This is a genomic window from Corallococcus terminator (genome assembly GCF_049194865.1).
Taxonomy (GTDB): Bacteria; Myxococcota; Myxococcia; order Myxococcales; family Myxococcaceae; genus Myxococcus; species Myxococcus terminator_A.
In genome coordinates this window covers 11,961-30,008 of the sequence record NZ_JBLZWL010000085.1, presented here as the reverse complement: position 1 = coordinate 30,008, position 18,048 = coordinate 11,961, and the positions used below count along the sequence as shown (strand labels likewise).

Below are 18,048 nucleotides of genomic sequence, written 5' to 3'. Positions count from 1 at the left end.
TCCGGCGGAGCTGGGCTCCGTTCCCGTGGGACCTCAGAATTTCGCGGCGCCGCGCCACGACGGGCGCGCTCCGGATGGCCCATGACGCGAACCTGACGCGGTGTGCCCCGTGGCCGTGGGGCGCGGTTGGGTCACGCGTCCGAGGTGCCCACCTGCAGGGGGGCGTGCTGCTGTCGGCGTGCGGAGGACCGCTTCCGGAGGAGCTGGACCCGTCGTCCCTCAGCTCGATGGAGGACTCGGCGCTGCGGAGCGAGGAGTCCGAGGAAGGAGACGAAGCGGTGGCGCCGCTTGCGTGCGATCTGGTGATTGAGGCCTGCAGCCCCAACAAGCGCACCTGCAGCGTTCGTTGCTGCAATGGTTCACTTCACGAGCAGACGATGGCGTGTGGCGGGTGTCGGACCTTCGCTGACGACAGCTGCTACTTCAACGGGGGTATCTGGCACATCCGCTGGAAGGAGTAGTTCGGCTCGCGTACTGGCTGTGTCTTGCCCGCGCGCTCCTCAGGGGCGGGCCCAGGCGTGTCTTGCCTGGACCCGTCCCGGGGAGGACGCCAACAACGCGGGCGCGATGAGGCAGCTTCTCTACAAGCTGCGTGGACACGAAGACAGATATCTCGAGCAGGCACACGCCTGCCCAGCCAAGCCTCCTTTCCAGGCGGGGCGAGGCAGGGGCCCGGCTCTACTCGCTTCCGGGTGTGGCTGCCTCACCCCTTCGAGCCTGGGCTTCGCCCGGAGAGGTGGGGTATTCATCCGTCTGGAACCCCATGAAAAACCCCATCATCGCGACACGAGAGCTCGTCCGAGGCGCCGCACGGCTTCATGACCTCGTCTACATCATCAGCAAGGGCAAGACGCTGCTCAAGGACGAGATTGCGCATACCAGCGTGGTGAGCGTCGACGGTGGGGACTGGGCCGACGGCGTGGACACGACCTGGAATTCGACGGCCATCGCGGTGGCGCGGCGGCCCTCCGAGAAGATGGTCGTGGTTGGGGAGGATGGAGAGGTCGTCACCTACGTCGGTGGGAAGAGCAAGAACGAGACGCTGAAGCCCGCGCCGGCGATGATTCGCAACGCGCGCGAAATCGCGGGGTGGGTCTACGCCTGTGGGATGAAGCGACAGGTCTACAAGCGCATCGGCGATGCGAAATGGGTGGCGATGAACGCGCCTCCCGCGGCGGCCGCAGAGAAGGCGGGCTTCGAGGCCATCGATGGCACCTCGGAGACCGACCTCTATGCCGCGGGCTGGGGCGGAGAGGTGTGGCGTTATGACGGGAAGAGCTGGTCGCCCTGCGAGAGCCCCACGCGCGTCATCCTCAGCGCCGTCTGCTGCGCGCCGGATGGCACGGTCTACGTGGCGGGGCAGCAGGGCGTGCTGCTCAGGGGGCGCGGAAGCTCCTTCGCCGTGGTCCCCTGGGCGGAGGCAGTGACGAGTGACTTGTGGGACCTGTGCTGGTTCCGCGGCAAGCTCTACGTCGCCACCCTGTCCGCGCTGTACACGCTGGAAGGCAACAGGCTCGTCGAGGTCGACTTCGGCGAGGCGGGAACGCCCACGTGCTACGGGCTGGCGACGGCGGAGGAGGTCCTGTGGTCGATTGGCCGCGATGACGTGGCCTCGTTCGACGGCACCACGTGGAAGCGCTACGAGTGACGCGCCGCCACGCCTGTGGCGCGCGGAGAAGACAGCTCCCCGCGCTGCAGGGACTCATCGGCTCACACCATCAAGGGTAGGAGCTGAACTCGGCGAAGGGCGGGTGGCCTGGATGGGGGCACGCCAGCCATGGGGTTGCCCCACCTCCCCTGCTCACGCCCAGGCAAGAAGCCTGGCACCCACGCACGGGGTGTCAGGCTTCTCATGCGGAGTGCAAGGCGTTGAAAGGCCTAGCAGGTCTTGTTGTAGAGCGCGATGCAGTTGTCGCGCAACTGCTTGTCCGTGCACTTGCCGTTGTCCTTACAGACGCCGATGTTGGTGCCGGGCCACTTACAGTACAGGAGCGTGACCCAGCAGTTGGGGCCCATCGCGGAGACCTCGGACTCGTCGCCCATCGACGCCAGCGGGACGTCCGACGACGTCAGGGGGTCGTGGTCGAGGATGATGCGCTGCCCGGACTCAGTGGAGATGATTTCGGCGTTGTCGGACGGGTAGTCCTCCACGCCCGTACCACAGCCCACCATCGGAACCACGGCCAGCAGCAGCCCCAGGAGCAACTTCTTCATGGTTGGTCTTTCTCGGTCTGTCGGGGACGCCCAAAGGGACGCCCCCCCGTGGATGACCCCATCCACAGACGCGAACGATACATTCAAGAACAAGCCGTACAAGCTGGATTTCATGCCAAGAGGCCGAAGGACTGCGGATTTTGAACAGAAGGTTCTTTCCATGACCTCGACTGTCGAGTGGTGCATCGAGGAGGCGCGCCGCGCTCTCCCGCTCCTGGCTCGGGATGCGCGCGGCGTGCCCTGGGTTCAGGCGCGTGTCGGGCCTATGAGTCCGGGTTGCACTCGACGTCCGGGCAGACCTCTCCCGGTGGGCAGTAGCAGGGGCCCGCGACGAGGAGGTCCACCCGCGCGGTGTCGTCGCCAAAGTCGATGAAGGTCCCCGGGGAGACTTGGACCCTCATCCGCCACTGGAAGGCATGCGGGCCCTGCGTCATCGGCGCGACGGCGGTGAACGAGAACGTCTTCTCGGCGCCGGGCGCCACCTGCTCGCCTGGCTCCATCGAGATGAAAGCGTGTCCCCAGTTGTGCCCCTGGATTCCCGGACGTGGCGCGAGCTGATAGCCCGGGGTTCCGCCCCAGGCCGCATCACCCGAGTTCTTCAGCGTGATGGTGACGGGGAAGCCCTGCCCCGGCGTCACGAAGGCAGGCACTGTCTGGCGAACGAACGTGACCTTGGCCTGGGGGAGGACGTGGAGTGTGATGTCGGGCGACTGTTGCCCGAAGGGCCCCGTCGCGTTGTGCCACAGTCTCCACCGCATGACTTGGGGACCCGGCATGTTGGTGGGAGTGACGGCCACCGCGAACGTCTTCTGCTGGCCTGGCGCAACCTCCTCGCCTGGGGCCAGGTAGCCTCGGACGAAGTTCCACGCGCTGCTCCCACTGTAGAGCGTGATGCCGTCACTGGCGCGCCACGTCTGCGTGCCCGTGTTCTTCATGGTGACGTTGTAGACGAAGGGTGTTCCCACCATCACCATGGCGGGGCCCGACTGGCTGACAAAGGCCGCGTCCCACGGCGGCAGCGTCACGTTGATGGTGAGGTTCTCCGTGAAGCCGCCAAAGCCAAACCACTCCCAGGTGGTGGTATTCTGGCTCCGCATCTGCCACCGGAAGTTGTAGGGGCCCGGCGTGCTGGGCGCGGTGAGCCTGGCGGTGAAGGTGAACTCCTGGCCCCGAGGCACGGAGGCGCCGATGGGGAGGCTGAGCGTGCTGACTCCCCAGGTGGTGTTGTTCTCGGGATTCTGCGAGCCCAGCCGGATGTAGCCCGCGGGAGTCCAGGTCTCCGTGCCCGTGTTGCGCATCGTGATGGAGACCTCGAAGGGGCGCCCCATGGTCACCGACGCGGGCACCGTCTGGCGGACGAACGTCGCGTTCAGGCTCAGCGCCGCGACGGTGATGTCCGTACGGAGCGACGGCGCGCCGAACAGGCCATGCCCCTCCTTCATCATCCGCCACTGGAAGGGATAGGCGCCGAGCTCGAACGGGGTGTTGATGTTGAACGTGAACACCTTGCGCTGGCCTGGGGCGATGCTGTCCGTCGGTGACAGCTCCACGCGGTTCAAGCCCCAGAACAGGGTGTTGCTCTCCGGTGCCAGGGCCGCCAGCTTGAACCCACCCGCGGCCGTCCAGGTCTCCGCCCCCGTGTTCGTCATCGTCACGCTGACGCTGTAGGAGCCCTCGGGCGCCAGGGACATGTGGACCAGTTGGTTCCAGAACGCTGCGTCCAGGAAGGGCGGCGGGCAGCGGAAGAGCGGGTCGTAGCCCATGCCGGTGAGCTCGGCGTCCTCGGCCATGAAGCGAAGCCGGGCCTCCGTGCCCCGCGTGCAGGTGCCCTGTGCCGAGGTGGCGGTGCTCGAGGTGATGGTGGCGTTCGCGAGGGCGGTCCACGTGTGCTGGATGGGAGCGACACCTCCCGTGGCGGGCGCGTTGGTGCAGGAGAAGGTGGCCGTGTTCCAATCCACGTTGCACACGGGCGGCGTGACGCGCAGGGGCAAGATGATGGCCTTGGACGCATCCAGCAGGCCGGCGCCACACTGGCTCTCCGGGCAGCCTGGGATGGGGCTCACGGACTGGAGGAGCCGCTGGGTCACCTGCGCGACGCTCCACTGGGGACGCTGGCTCAGGATGAGCGCGGCCACGCCCGAGACGTGGGGCGCGGCCAGGGAGGTGCCCGACAGATAGCGGTAGCAGTAGTCGGAGCCGCTCAGCTGGGTTCCTGGCTTGGAGATGGCCCAGGTGGAGACCGCGCCTCCCGTCCCGTTGTAGGGGGTGAGTCCGTTGGGGTCATGGCAGCCCAGGCCATTGCCGAAGAACTCCGGGCCTCCGCCGGGCGCGGAGAGAGTCACCAGGTCACCCCGGTTGCTGTAGGGGGCGAGCTGCCCGTTGCGCTGGGTGGCCGCCACGGTGATGACGCCCTCGCACGACGCGGGGGTCACCACGCTGGGGTCCCGATTGTCATTGCCCGCGGCGGTGACCACCACGACCCCGGAGTTGATGGCGCGGGTGATGGCGGCTTGGATCAACGGGTAGAGGGAGCAGGGCTCCTCGTGGGGCTTGAGGGTGCCGAAGCTCATGTTGATGACCCGAGCGCCCTGGTTCACGGACCAGTCGATGGCCTGCGCCACGTTGCTCAGGAGGGGGCGGTTGGTCGTCGAGGAGACCTTCACCGGAAGGATGGGACAGTCCCGGCAGATGCCCGCGATGCCCACGGTGTCCCACTTCGCGCCCAGGATGCCCGCCACGAGCAGTCCGTGGTGATACGCCCCATCCGTGGTCGGGTCCGGGTCGGAGACGCCGACCTCCGCGTAGCCAAAGTCGTAGCCGGGTCCCCAGCGTCCGGCCATGTCCGGGTGCTCCACCCGCCCGGTGTCCAGGACGGCGATGCTCACGTTGCCCGTAACGGTCTGCCACGCCAGGGGAAGCTGGATGGCTGGGTAATGCCATTGCAGCCCGTAGTACTCATCCACGGGCGTGGAGAAGTAGTCCAGGTACAGGTCCACGTGTGCGTACTCGACGTCGGGGCGCTGGCGCAGCGCCTCCACGGCGGCCATGGTGGCTTGTTCCCGCGCGGGGAGGGAGGGGCTCTTCTGGCCCGCCTCCATCACGAGCGTCCAGATTTCAGCCCCCAGGGGCAGCGTGCCCGCCTTCTGGTACGTCTGTCCTTGCAGCGACAGGGTGGTCACCGCCGCTCGTTCCGTGCCCGCGGCGAGGAACTTCACGATGACCCGTCCTGGTACGAAGCGAGGCAGGACAGGGGTTTCCTCCAGGGCCCGCGAGGTGGCCGCGGGAGGATGTTCGGGTGGGAGTTCGGGAGGAACCGCGTCTCCGCAGTTCGTCCAGAGGACGAGGAAAAGGCAGGCTTGGAGACAGCGCGCCAGACGTGTCGAGAACACTGGTGCTCCTTCGGAATGGCCGTGAGACAAGAGAAACGGCGTGGGCCATTGTGCGAGGTAGGTCTGACGTGCGCATGCGACCCGCCCCATTCCGTCCTGCGGGCCAGCGCCCGCTCTGGACCGACCTCTCGACGGGAAGGCACGGGAAAACGCAAAGCCTGGTCGCCAGCGTCGCCCGGATGTACTCAGCGCTCAGGCGGGAACAAGCTGGTCCGCGATACGGGCCAGGTCGGAGATGGACGTCACGACCACGGCCTGGTGACAGTGTTTCTCGTAGGTGAGCATCTCGCTGTCACCGATGCCCCAGTTGCCGCGCTCCTCGGGACAAATCCAGAGCACGCGCTTCGCCTTGCGGCGCAAATCCTTCAGCGCCCAGACGTTGTTCGCGTTGTAGTTGTTGCGCCCATCACCAATCACCATGACGGTGGTGCGCCGGGTGATGCTGCCCAGGTGGTCCCGGGTGAAGTCCGCCAGCGCGCGGCCATAGTTCGAGTTGGCGCTCAGGGAGACCGTCTTCCCCGCCGTCGCCATGTCGATGGCCTCGTCCACGTCGAGGTCCTTGAAGTACTGCGTCACCTCGCCCACGTCGGACACGAAGACGAACGAGCGCACGCGCACGAACAGCGACTGCATCGTGTGCATGAACAGCAACATCATCCGCGCCGCGTTGCGGACCGAGTCTGACACGTCACACAGCACCACCAGCTCCGGACGCTCCGGCCGGCGGCGCCGGAACTGCGGCAACATCGGCACCCCACCCCACGTCATGTTCTTGCGCAGCGTGCGGCGGACATTCAGCGCGCCCTTGCGGTGCGAGCGCTGCCTGCGAATCAAGCGACTGCGCAGCTTCTCCGCCAGCGTGCGCACCGTGGACTGCATCTGGTCCACCTCCGACTGGGTGAGCAGGTGCAGCGGCTTGTCCTGCACCGTGTCAGTGCGACGACGGATGCGAGCCTCCGCCTGCCGCTTCACCTCCTGGCGCGCCGCGTCCTCAATCTTCCGCATCGCCGCGGCGACATGCCGGGACACAATCTCCACGCCCTCGGGAGACAGGCCGCGCGCATTCAGCTCGTCCTCCAGCGACTTCATGTCGGAGCGGGCCCGCTCCATCCCCGCCCCCGCCAGCATGCGCCGAGCGAAGAAGCCCGCCTGGAGCGGGCTCTCCAGCTTCGACAAGTCCAACTGGAGCGAGGCCATCCGGAAGATCTGCGCCAGCCGCGCCCGGTCTCCCTCCAGCACCGCCTGCGCGAGCGGAGACATCTCCGGCAGCAGGAGGTTCATCTGGTAGATGACCATCTTCAGCGTGTCCCCCTCCAGGTAGCCCTCTTCCTGGAGCTGCGCGGCCAGGGACTTGTCGATGGCCTCGAACGTCGCCGCCGCGCCGGAGAAGAAGAAGTCGAACGCGCGGTTGAACGTGTCCACGTCCAGCTCACGCTTCACCAGCGTGGTGCGCATCACCGCGCGGAACAGGGCCCGGTCCACCAGCCCCACCTCGGCGGTGGCCCGCAGCGCGTCCTGCACCTCGGAGGTGCTCACGCGCACGCCGTTCTGTCGGAGCACCTCGGCGAACTCGACGATGCGCGCGTCCATCAGCTTCCCTTCTCCGTGCCCGGCCGCTCGAACGACATCACGGCCTCCACGTGGTGCGTCTGGGGGAACATGTCCACCACCTGGAGCGCCTGCGGCTTGTAGCCCGCCGCCACCAGCCCCGCCGCGTCACGCGCGAGCGAGGCCGGGTCACACGCCACGTACACCACCCGGCGGATGCCCAGCGCCACCATCCACTTCGCCAGCCCCGGAGCCCCCGCGCGCGGCGGGTCCGCCAGGCACACGTCGAAGCGCCGGCCCTCGGACACCAGCCCGTCGCACACCTTGCGCGCATCCCCTTGCACGAAGCGCACGTTGCCCACGCCCGCCTCGAGCGCGCTGCGCTGGGCCAGCGCCACACCCACCGGGGACGACTCCACCCCCAGCACCGACGCCGCGCCCGCCGCCAGCGGGAAGGTGAAGTTGCCGTTGCCCGAGTACAGCTCCAGCACGGAGTCCTCGTCCCGCGCCGCCAGCTCGAAGATGGCCGACGTCACGAGCCCCACGTTGGCCTCCGCGTGCGCCTGCGCGAAGGAGTCCGGCCGCAGATACAGCGGCACCTCCGGCCGCAGCGGCGAGTACGAGCGCAGCGCCGGCTTGCCCAACACCCGGGGCGAGCCCTCCTTCGGCACCAGCACCGCGCCCTCCAGCCGCAGCGCCCGCACGGCGGCCTCCGCGGCCTCCACGTGCCGCGCTGACACCTGCCCCGTCAGATTCACCGCGAACGCGGCCTTGTCGCCCTCGGCGAGCAGGAGCACCTCCTCGGTGTCCTTCGCCAGCGGCTTGAGCAGCGGCGCCAGCTTCCCCGGCAGCGCCGTCAGGACGGGCGTGAGGGCCCCACACTCGGACACCGCGAGCCGCTCGTGGCTGCGCCGACTGAAGTAGCCCAGCGCGCCCTTCCCCGCCGGATGCAGCACCGCGCGTCGGCGGTACCCCCAGTCCCGAGGCGCCACCAGGAGCGGCCTGACGGTGAAGTCCTCGCGCCGCAGGTGGCCCAGGTGCTCCAGGGTGGAGAGGACGATCTCCTGCTTCGCGCTCCGCTGGGCGGACTCGGCCAGGCCCAGCCAGTCACAACCGCCGCACTCGCTGGCCAGGGAACACGGGGCCACGCGGCGGTCCGGCCCGGGGGAGACGACCTCGCGCAACAGGCCGCGCAGCACCCGTCCCTGGGTCTCCAGGTGGACGCGCACGGTGTCGCCCGGGAAGGCGCCAGGGATGAAGACGGTGCGCCCCTGCCAGGAAGCCACGCCCTCGCCGAGCTGGCCGAGGCGGTCGATGGTCAGGGAAACGGGAATCTCAGGGAGGGGCAGCATGCAGGCACTCGGTGGGGGCGCCCGCGCGGGCCGCCGTTACTTCCGGGTCGCTTCCGACGGGAGTTCCGAGCGCAACCGCTCCACGAACTCCCCGATGCGCGACCGCTTGTCTTCGTCAACGTCCAGGAACTCCACCGCCATCCCCGGCAGCTGCGAGGGGGCGGCGCCGAGCGCGTTGGTGCGCGTCACCCGGCCCTTCAGCTCCACCGGGAAGTGCGCTCCCGGCAGTGTCACCAGCAGCTTCACCACCGTGTCCACCGGCAGGGGCTTGTCGGTGTTGATGTAGAGGCCGCCCTTGGAGAGGTTGACGGCCCAGTCCGTCACGAAGCCGGCCACGCTGCGGTAGGCCACCGGCAGCTCGTATTCGACTCGCGGCGCGCGGTGGTCGATGGGGTTCAACTTCTCCGAGGTGTCGGCCATGAAAGGGGCTCCGCCGGGGAAGTCGTCCATACCACCCTCCCCCAGCGGCGCACCTTAGCCTCGCCCGCTCAGACTTTCATCTCGCGGATGTCCGGAGCGATTTTCAGCTTCGGCTCCGTGAGCTTCTGGACCAGCTCCACCGTCACGCCCGGGGCCAGCTCGCGCAGGACGAGCCCCTCCGGCGTCACGTCCAGGAACGCATGGTCCGTGACGATGTGGTGGACGCACTTGAGGCCCGTCAGGGGCAGCGAGCACTTCTTGAGGATCTTCGGCTGACCCTCCTTGTTCGCGTGCTCCATGGCCACGTAGATGCGCTTGGCCCCGACGGCCAGGTCCATGGCGCCCCCCATGCCCTTGACCATCTTCCCGGGAATCATCCAGTTGGCCAGGTCCCCCTCTTCGGAGACCTCCATGGCGCCCAGCACGGCCATGTCGATGTGGCCGCCTCGAATCATCCCGAAGGACAGGGCCGAGTCGAAGAACGCGGCGCCCTTCACCGTCGTCACCGTCTCCTTGCCCGCGTTGATGAGGTCCGGGTCTTCCTTGCCCGCCTCGGGATAGGGGCCGATGCCCAACAGGCCGTTCTCCGACTGGAGCACCACCTCCACCCCCTCGGGGATGTAGTTGGGGACCAGCGTGGGGATGCCGATGCCCAGGTTCACATAGAAGCCGTCCCGCAGCTCCAGGGCGATGCGCTTCGCGAGTTGTTCACGAGTCAGTGGCATGGGGTCCTCAGGCCGTCTTGCGGACGGTGCGCCGCTCAATCCACTTCTGGAGGTTCTTCGCCTGGACGATGCGCTTCACGAAGATGCTCGGGAGGTGCACCTGGTCCGGGTCCAACTCGCCGGGCTGAACAATCTCCTCCGCCTCGACGATGGTGACCTTGGCCGCCATGCACATCAGCGGGGAGAAGTTGCGCGCCGTCTTGTTGAAGATGAGGTTGCCGTGGGTGTCCGCCTTCGCCGCGTGGATGATGGCGAAGTCCGCCTTCAGCGGCGTCTCCAGGACGTGCAGCCGGCCGTCGATGATGCGCGACTCCTTGCCCTCGGCCACCTGGGTGCCGGCGCCCGTGGGGGTGAAGAAGCCACCGATGCCGCAGCCACCCGCGCGGATGCGCTCGGCCAGGGTGCCCTGCGGGTTCAGCTCCACCTCCAGCTCGCCGGAGAGGTACTGCCGCTCGAACTCCTTGTTCTCTCCCACGTAGCTCGACACCATCTTCTTGACCTGCTTGTTCTGGAGCAGGATGCCCAGGCCGAGCTCGGTGGTGCCGCAGTTGTTGGAGATGATGGTGAGGTTCTTCACGCCCTTGCGGTGAAGCGCCTCGATGAGATTCTCAGGATTGCCGCACAGCCCGAAGCCGCCGCTCATGAGCGTACAGCCCTCGGGGATGTCGGCGACCGCCTCGTCCGCGCTCGCGTAGACCTTGTTCATTCGCCCTCCCGATAACGGAAACGGGGTGAAGGCCACTCAAGGCCCCCACCCCGTCCCTCTCCCCGTGGGGAGAGGGTTGACTACCGCTCCACCATCAGCGCGATGCCCTCGCCGCCGCCGATGCACAGCGACGCGACGCCCCGCTTCTTGTCCTGGTCCTTCATCGTCTGCAGCAGCGTCACCAGCACGCGCGCGCCGGAAGCGCCAATGGGGTGACCGAGCACCACTCCGCCACCGCGCACGTTCACCTTCGCCGGGTCCAACCCGAGGATCTTGTTGTTCGCGAGCGACACCACCGCGAACGCCTCGTTGATCTCCCACAGGTCCACGTCCGCCACGGCCACGCCCTTCTTCTTCAGGAGCGTGTTGATGGCGTCCGCCGGGGCAATCGTGAACTCCACCGGCTTGCGCGCGGCCTGCGCGTAACCGGTGATGCGGCCCAGGATGGTGCGGCCCTCGGCCTTCGCCTTCTCCTCGCTCATCAGCACCAGCGCCGCGGCGCCGTCGTTGATGGAGGACGCGTTGGCGGCCGTCACCGTGCCGTCCTTCTTGAACACCGGCTTGAGGCCCGGAATCTTGTCCGGCTTGGCGTTGCGCGGGCCCTCGTCCTCGGAGACCGTCGTCACCTCGTCCGGCTTCTTGCCGGGGATCTGCACGGGGACGATCTCCGCGGCGAACAGGCCTTCCTTCTGGGCGTGAATCGCGCGGCGGGTGGACTCCAGCGCGAACTCGTCCTGCTGCGCGCGGCTGATGCCCTGCGACGTGGCGCACTCCTCGGCGCACAGGCCCATGTGGACGTTGCCATACACGTCCCAGAGACCGTCGAGGATCATCGCGTCCTTGAACTCCACGTTGCCCATGCGAGCGCCACCGCGCATCGTGTGGCTCACGTAGGGCGAGTTGCTCATGGACTCCATGCCGCCGGCGACGACGACGTCCGCCTCACCCAGCGCAATAGCCTGCGCGCCCGCGATGACGGCCTTCAGGCCGGAGCCACAGACCTTGTTCAGCGTGGTGGCGGGAACGCCCTCGGGAAGGCCCGCGAAGATGGTGGCCTGACGAGCGGGCGCCTGGCCGACACCGGCCTGGAGCACACAGCCCATGATGACCTCCTGGACGGTCTCCGGCTTCACGCCCGCGCGCTCCAGCGCGGCCTTGATGGCCACCGCGCCCAGCTGCGGCGCCGTCAGCTTGGCGAGCGCTCCCTGAAAGGCGCCGATAGGGGTACGGGCCGCGCCCACGATGACGACGTCACGAGCCATGAAAATTGCCTCCTCTTGAGGATGTACGGATGTCCTTCGATAACAGCGGCGGTGGCCCTTATCACCGGGCACTCCCCGGAGTTCAAGCGTCCTCGCTCGCTGTCCACAACCCTACCCAACCCCGCGAAGTTCCTCCCTCTTCTGGACCCTCACCACCCGACCGGTCGGACGCTTCCGCCACGCCTCCGGCCCGTATTTGACCTTAAGGTACAAAACACCCTAATACCCCGGACATGGCACGTCCGAGGAAGTTCCAGGCGGAGACGGCGGTGGCGAAGGCGATGGAGGTCTTCTGGGAGAAGGGCTACGCGGCGTCGTCCCCCCAGGAGCTGAGCGAGCGGATGGGGCTGGGCCGGGGCAGCCTCTACAACGCCTTCGAGAGCAAGCAGGGCCTCTTCGAGTGCGCGCTGCGGCACTATCACGAGCACGAGTCACCCAAGCTGCTCGTGCTGCTTCGTCAGCCAGGCCCCATCAAGGCGCGCCTGCGCGCGCTGCTCACCGCGGTCGTCGAGGCGGATGTCGCGGACCCTGCGCGGCGGGGCTGTCTGGCCATCAACACCGCCATCGAGCTGGCGGGCCGTGACGCCACCGCGGCCCGGCTCGCCGCCACGATGTTCGAGCGCACCGAGCAGCTCTTCCTGGAGCTCATCGAGGAGGGCCAGCGCACCGGTGAGGTCGACGCCTCCCGCGACGCCTCCGAACTGGCGAGCCTGCTCCTCAACACCCTCACCGGACTCCGCGTGCTTGGAAAGACGGCGGAGGACACCACCCGCCTCAACCGAATCGTCGACGGCATCCTGAAGACCTTCTGACCATGACGCCCTTCCGCCCCCTGCTCTCCTCCCTGTTCATGCTGTCCCTGGGCGCCTGCGCCCACGCCCCGGAGACGCCCCCCACCGCGACGGCCCCGGCGGCGAAGTCCTCCGAGGTGCGGCTCTACGCGCTCGACTGCGGCCGAATCGAGGTCCACGACATGGGCTTCTTCGCGGACGGCAGTCGTCCCACCGGGAAGCGCGGGACGATGAGCGTCCCCTGCTTCCTGGTGACGCACCCCCAGGGCGCGCTGCTCTGGGAGACGGGGCTGGATGACGCCATCGCGAACTTCCCCGACGGCGTGCCTGACCCGGTGGGCCCGCGCTTCCATGTGAAGACCACGCTCGGCGCGCAGCTCACGGCGCTCGGCTTGAAGCCGGCGGACATCCGCTACGTGGCCATCTCCCACCTGCACGCGGACCACTCCGGCAACACCAATGCCTTCACCGCGTCCACCTGGCTGCTCCAGCGCAAGGAGCTGGCCTGGGCCACCGCCACGCCGACACCACCAGGCGTGGATGCCACGAAGTTCTCGGCGTGGCGCGACGCGAAGGTGGAGCTGCTCGACGGGGACCGCGACGTCTTCGGCGACGGAGCCGTGCGCCTGCTCTCCACTCCCGGACACACGCCGGGCCACCAGTCATTGCAGGTAAGGCTCGCGCGCGCCGGGACGTACATCCTGTCCGGCGACCTCTGCCATCTCATCGAGAACTTCGAGTGGGACGGCGTGCCCGGCTTCAACTTCAGCCGTGAGGAGACGCTGGCCTCGCTCACCCGCGTCAAGGCGCTGCTGAAGGACACCCACGGACGCTTCGTCATCCAGCACGTGCCCCAGGACCTGGCGACGCTGCCTGTGTTTCCCGCGTACCTCGAGTAATGACAGACGCTGTGTGGCTTTAACGGCAACGGCCGGGCCCCCTCTCGGGAACCCGGCCGTCACGCCGTGAGGCATTGCTGCGCGAAGACTACTTCTTCGTCAGCTTGCCCATCACGTCGCCGAGGCGCGCCTTGGAGCCTTCCGCCTGCTTGCGGAGGTACTCGCGGTAGTCCTCGCCCTCGCCGATGAGCGCCTTGATCGACAGCGCGACCTTCCGGTCCGGCGTGTTGATGTCGATGATCTTCACCTCGACATCCTGCGCCTCCTGCACCACGTCACGCGGGTTCTCGACACGCTCCTCCTTCAGCTCGGAGACGTGGACGAGACCCTCGATGCCCGGCTCGATCTCCACGAACGCGCCGAAGTCGGTGACCTTGGTGACCTTGCCCTTCACGCGGCTGCCGACAGGCAGGCGCTCGGACAGCGTCTCCCAGGGGTCCGGCTGGAGCTGCTTGATGCCCAGGCTGAACCGCTCGTTCTCGACGTCGATGTTGAGGACCACCGCCTCGACCTCGTCGCCCTTCTTGAACATCTCGCCCGGGTGCTTGATGCGCTGGGTCCACGAGATGTCGGACACGTGCACCAGGCCGTCCACGCCCTCCTCGACGCCGACGAACACGCCGAAGTCGGTGACGTTGCGGATCTGACCCTTGATGACGGAGCCGATCGGGTACTTGTCCTCGAGCAGCGTCCAGGGGTTCTGCTCGATCTGCTTCATGCCCAGCGCGATGCGCTTGGCCTTGGGATCGATATCCAGGACGACGGCCTCCACCTCCTGGCCGACCTCCAGGATCTTGGACGGGTGCTTGAGGCGCTTGGTCCAGGACATCTCGGACACGTGCACCAGACCCTCGACGCCCTGCTCGATCTCGATGAACGCGCCGTAGTCGGTGATCGACACGACCTTGCCCTTGACGCGGGTGCCGACCGGGTACTTCTCGTCGGCGCGGTGCCACGGGTCCTCCTGGATCTGCTTCAGGCCCAGGCTGACGCGCTCCTGCGTCGGGTCGAACTTGAGGACAACGACGCGAACCTCGTCGCCCACGTTGAACATCTCGCTGGGGTGACCGATGCGGCCCCAGGACATGTCCGTGATGTGGAGCAGGCCGTCGATGCCGCCCAGGTCGATGAAGGCGCCGTAGTCCGTGAGGTTCTTGACGACACCCTTGAGGACCGCACCCTCCTTCAAGTTCTTCAGGGTCTCCTTCTTCATCTCCTCGCGCTGCTTCTCGAGGAGGACCCGGCGCGACAGGACGATGTTGCCGCGCTTCTTGTTGAACTTGATGACCTTGAACTCGAATTCCTTCGAGATGTACTGGTCAAGGTTGCGCACGGGCCGGATGTCCACCTGGCTGCCGGGCAGGAACGCCTTCACGCCGATGTCGACGGAGAGGCCTCCCTTCACGCGGCCCACGATGGTGCCCTTGACGATCTCATCGCGCTCGCAAGCGGCGCTGATCTCGTCCCAGATGCGCATCTTGTCGGCCTTCTCCTTGGAGAGGACGACCATGCCGGTGTCGTTCTCGCGGCTCTCCAGGAGGACCTCAACAGGGTCGCCCGCCTTGACGGAGATCTCTCCACGAGGACTGGTGAACTCGGAGATCGGGACCTGACCCTCGGACTTGTAGCCGATGTCGACGATCGCGAAGTCCTTCGTCACCTGCACCACGGTGCCCTTGACGATCTCCCCTTCCTTCAGGATGCCGTCGCCACCGCGCTGCTTGAGCGACTCTTCGAACATCGCCGCGAAGTTCTCTTCCCCGGCGTCAGTCTCGACCTGCTGGTTCACGTTCTGCTGCATGGAAATGGAAGTCCTTTGATACGGCACAGCTGCCCCCTGATTTGAGGAACGCGGGCCCATGCGGGGCGCAACGAGAGTCCGCGGACGTCCCCACCTCTGGGGACTTTTGAATGGTGCTGAATGAAGCCGCGCACCCTAGACACCGGTTATTCCGGTAGTCAAGCGAGCACGTGCCCCATGTGCTGATCAACGGATGCGATCACCCCGAACTGTCAAGACCCGGGACAACCCTCCGCATCCTTCTTTCTAAGAACGCTCGCCCACCTTCGCAGCCCTCCCGCCTCAGAGGGCCCCGCGAGCGTCCGGTTCGCCTGTTCGGCCAGCGAGCGCGACAACCTACTCGAAAAATCCACTGAAATGCGACCCACATCGTGGGGCTGCGTTCCGCTCGTGGGTAGAGGTCCACGAGTCCGGTGCCCGGCGTGAGTCATGGGGGAGGTGCGCCCGGGGGGGTGAACTGTTCCCACATGTCGGCGGCCGCGGGCCTCTTCCTTCCCTTCCTGTCTGGGATTTCCGTCAGCGAAGCGTGGGATTGCCCGCGCACACCGCGTTCTCCGCGCACGCCCGGTGCGTCCGGAGAGAACGCGGATCGCCCACCTGGCCAGGGGCGCTGTCCTCTGGCGGCAGGTCCCCACCCCGCCGGGCATGCGCGCTGCAGTGCAGCCGTCCCTGTCAGCCCTCCCCTCACCGGCCAGGACGCATGATCCGAATCGACAAGGGCATTGCCCCCGGAGCCAGCCGGGAGAAGTGCGCGGAGATCACCCGGGAGCTCCGGGAGATCTACACCCAGCTCCGGGCCGAGTACGCGATACAGGACAAGCGCCGGCAGCTGTCGGGCAGCGCGACAGCCATCTCCTTCGAAAAGGAGGTGAAGGACGAGATCGTCGAGTCGCTCCTCGGCAAGCACGCCTCGAAGACGGACAAGGCGCGCATGTTCGGCAAGCTGGGGCTGGTGAAGTTCGGTGAGGAGTTGGTGGAGGTGATGCACGAGCGGCTCCTGGATGAGCAGGTGCTTCACTCGCTCCAAGGGGACTGGAAGGCGCGCTTCGGTGCGTACCTGAACGAATTCCATGCCGTGACCCTGGAGGCCCGGAAGGTCTGGGACGCGAAGCTGTCGGGCATGTCGCAGGAGAGCCGCCACCAGCTCCTCGGCATCATCCGTCCATTCTTCCAGCAGCAGGTGCTGACCACCGGGCGCCCCTGGCTGAGCGCGCCCGCCATCGCCCTGCTGGAGATCCCCTGGTTCACGCCCCAGGAGCTCTCGGGGTGGACCTTCCCTCCGGTGCTGAACCCCATGCACCTGGAGCTCAAGGTGGCGGCCGTCTCGGCCTACCAGGCGCAGCTGGCCGACTTCAGGGAGCGCTGCCGGACCTCGGAGCCCTTGCGCAAGTACACGTCGCTGGCGTGGATGTGCGGCACGCCGGAGGGGCTTCCCGCCGAGGGGCCCTTGTGGGCCTTCGCCTTCGATTTCCACGCCGGCTACCTCAAGAAGGGCAAGCACCCTCCCCGGGACATGGGCGACGCGAACCTGCGCGCCATGGCGACAGCGCCCGAGCCCGTGCGGGGAGCGCTCGCCTATTACGCGCTGTCGGTGCGCATCCTGGGGGACCTGATCGACGAGAAGCTGGCGGGTGGATGGAAGAAGGTGACCCGGCCGCTCATCGGCTTCAAGTCGGAGATCTTCAGCAGCGACTACTACTCAGGGCACGGCATCAAGGAAGCGCTGGTCAACTCGCACCATGGCAAGTGCGCCTTCTGCGAGTCGAAGGTGAAGTACCTGGCGCACGGGGACGTGGAGCACTTCCGCCCCAAGGCCGGCTACGAGCAGGGCTATGGCTTCAACCTGGATGGGTACTTCTGGGAGGCCTACGCCTGGGACAACCTCTACTTCTCGTGCCAGGTCTGCAATCAGATCCACAAGAAGAACAAGTTCCCCGTCCTGCTGAATGACCAGTTGTTGGAGACACGCTCCACCTCGGACCGCAAGGAGTCCGAGGAGCGACCCGTGCTCATCGACCCTGGCCTCGAGGATCCCCGGCTGGCCATCCGCTTCAACGTGTGGACGGGAGAGGCCTACCCCTACGACTTGCTGCGCTGGTACCTGAGCACGCGCAAGGGCCGGCAGGACGCGGACGAGTTCGCCTGGAGCGCGCCCAAGGAGCTGCCGTCCCTGCAGGGGCGGTACGAGGTGAAGGTCCATCCGACGAGCAAGCAGTTCGTGGTGACGGGCAACGGGCACGAGATGTTCCAGGTGATGCACCAGGCGCCGCCCGCGGCGCTGCGGGGCGTGCGCACCATCCAGATACTGGGGCTCAACCGGCCGGAGCTGGTGCTCCAGCGCGTGTCCCACCTGCGCCACCTGCGCGGCGTGTTCTGGGCCTTCCTTGTGGAACAGTCGGAGAGCGCCGCCGCGAAAGTGGCGCTGGAGGATTCGCGCAGGCCCGCCGCCGAGTTCAGCGCGCTGGCCATGGACGCGTGGGAGACGTGGAGCCGCGAGGTGAGCCGCATCAAGGTCCAGGTCTCCCAGCAGCAGCAGAACCCGATGAACGTGGGCCTCACCGTGGACACGTGGATAGCCCAGTACACGGAGCTGATGCGGCACGAGCCCGTGTACGAGGACACACCGGACGCGAGCTGGGAGATGTCCGACGCGATCATGTACCACGTCGAGCCGCACCAGGTGAACGCGGACGAGCGCGGGCTCGTCTATCTCAAGGCCGACGAGGAGATGAAGCAGTCCGCGGGCTGGTACGTGGGGATTCCCGAGGAGGACCACGGACTCAAGGTCCACTTCTACGACGAGGATGACGACGAGCTCGAGCGCCTGACGCTGAAGCAGCTCATCGACTCCAAGCAGCCCTGGCGCAACTTCAACAAGGCGACGTCGGTCCTCGTGAAGGGCCCCTTCAAGACGAAGCTGGGCTTCTGACCCCGAGCGAGG

The 18,048-nt window shown here is 67.2% G+C and carries 14 protein-coding genes; 5 read left to right on the top strand and 9 right to left on the bottom strand.

The window, feature by feature from the left end:
- Positions 1-164 precede the first annotated feature (164 nt).
- Both ACN469_RS26940 and ACN469_RS26935 read left to right on the top strand, forming a co-directional pair.
- Positions 165-461, top strand: a complete 297-nt coding sequence (locus tag ACN469_RS26940) for a hypothetical protein (protein ID WP_498772184.1) — start codon at positions 165-167, stop codon at positions 459-461.
- Between the two features lie 302 nt (positions 462-763).
- Entirely contained in the window at positions 764-1,648 is an 885-nt protein-coding gene (locus tag ACN469_RS26935; protein ID WP_498772182.1) for a hypothetical protein, read from the top strand.
- Between the two features lie 230 nt (positions 1,649-1,878).
- Here the strand turns inward: ACN469_RS26935 and ACN469_RS26930 are convergent, their stop codons facing one another.
- The 8 genes from ACN469_RS26930 to ACN469_RS26895 form a co-directional block, all read right to left on the bottom strand.
- Positions 1,879-2,214 carry a hypothetical protein gene (locus ACN469_RS26930; RefSeq protein WP_498772180.1) on the bottom strand — a complete coding sequence of 112 codons (336 nt, stop codon included), beginning with the start codon at positions 2,212-2,214 and terminating at the stop codon, positions 1,879-1,881.
- A gap of 263 nt (positions 2,215-2,477) precedes the next feature.
- Complete coding sequence (locus ACN469_RS26925; RefSeq protein WP_498772178.1) at positions 2,478-5,429, bottom strand: S8 family serine peptidase; 2,952 nt, start codon at positions 5,427-5,429, stop codon at positions 2,478-2,480.
- A 366-nt stretch (positions 5,430-5,795) separates the two neighbouring features.
- Positions 5,796-7,193, bottom strand: coding sequence for a VWA domain-containing protein (locus tag ACN469_RS26920; protein ID WP_498772176.1), 1,398 nt, complete (start codon positions 7,191-7,193; stop codon positions 5,796-5,798).
- Positions 7,193-8,503 carry a class I SAM-dependent RNA methyltransferase gene (locus tag ACN469_RS26915; protein WP_498772174.1) on the bottom strand — a complete coding sequence of 437 codons (1,311 nt, stop codon included), beginning with the start codon at positions 8,501-8,503 and terminating at the stop codon, positions 7,193-7,195. Before ACN469_RS26915 ends, ACN469_RS26920 begins: the two co-directional genes overlap by 1 nt.
- Before the next feature lie 36 nt (positions 8,504-8,539).
- On the bottom strand, positions 8,540-8,923 hold the full coding sequence (locus tag ACN469_RS26910; RefSeq protein ID WP_163867312.1) for a TIGR02266 family protein: 384 nt from the start codon (positions 8,921-8,923) through the stop codon (positions 8,540-8,542).
- Positions 8,924-8,991: 68 nt separating this feature from the next.
- Positions 8,992-9,648, bottom strand: a complete 657-nt coding sequence (locus ACN469_RS26905; protein ID WP_253992270.1) for a CoA transferase subunit B — start codon at positions 9,646-9,648, stop codon at positions 8,992-8,994.
- Positions 9,649-9,655: 7 nt separating this feature from the next.
- The gene (locus tag ACN469_RS26900; protein ID WP_498772172.1) at positions 9,656-10,354 is read right to left on the bottom strand and encodes a CoA transferase subunit A; all 699 of its coding nucleotides are present in this window, start codon (positions 10,352-10,354) and stop codon (positions 9,656-9,658) included.
- Between the two features lie 80 nt (positions 10,355-10,434).
- The gene (locus ACN469_RS26895; protein ID WP_498772171.1) at positions 10,435-11,616 is read right to left on the bottom strand and encodes a thiolase family protein; all 1,182 of its coding nucleotides are present in this window, start codon (positions 11,614-11,616) and stop codon (positions 10,435-10,437) included.
- A 233-nt stretch (positions 11,617-11,849) separates the two neighbouring features.
- Here ACN469_RS26895 and ACN469_RS26890 point away from each other — a divergent pair, with 233 nt between their 5' ends.
- A complete protein-coding gene (locus ACN469_RS26890; protein WP_498772170.1) occupies positions 11,850-12,428 on the top strand; it encodes a TetR/AcrR family transcriptional regulator in 579 nt (192 codons plus the stop codon).
- Positions 12,429-12,430: 2 nt separating this feature from the next.
- On the top strand, positions 12,431-13,306 hold the full coding sequence (locus tag ACN469_RS26885) for an N-acyl homoserine lactonase family protein (protein ID WP_498772169.1): 876 nt from the start codon (positions 12,431-12,433) through the stop codon (positions 13,304-13,306).
- 88 nt (positions 13,307-13,394) lie between these two features.
- Here the strand turns inward: ACN469_RS26885 and ACN469_RS26880 are convergent, their stop codons facing one another.
- Entirely contained in the window at positions 13,395-15,107 is a 1,713-nt protein-coding gene (locus ACN469_RS26880; RefSeq protein WP_498772167.1) for a 30S ribosomal protein S1, read from the bottom strand.
- A 700-nt stretch (positions 15,108-15,807) separates the two neighbouring features.
- Here ACN469_RS26880 and ACN469_RS26875 point away from each other — a divergent pair.
- On the top strand, positions 15,808-18,036 hold the full coding sequence (locus tag ACN469_RS26875; RefSeq protein WP_498772165.1) for an HNH endonuclease family protein: 2,229 nt from the start codon (positions 15,808-15,810) through the stop codon (positions 18,034-18,036).
- The last annotated feature ends 12 nt before the right edge of the window (positions 18,037-18,048 follow it).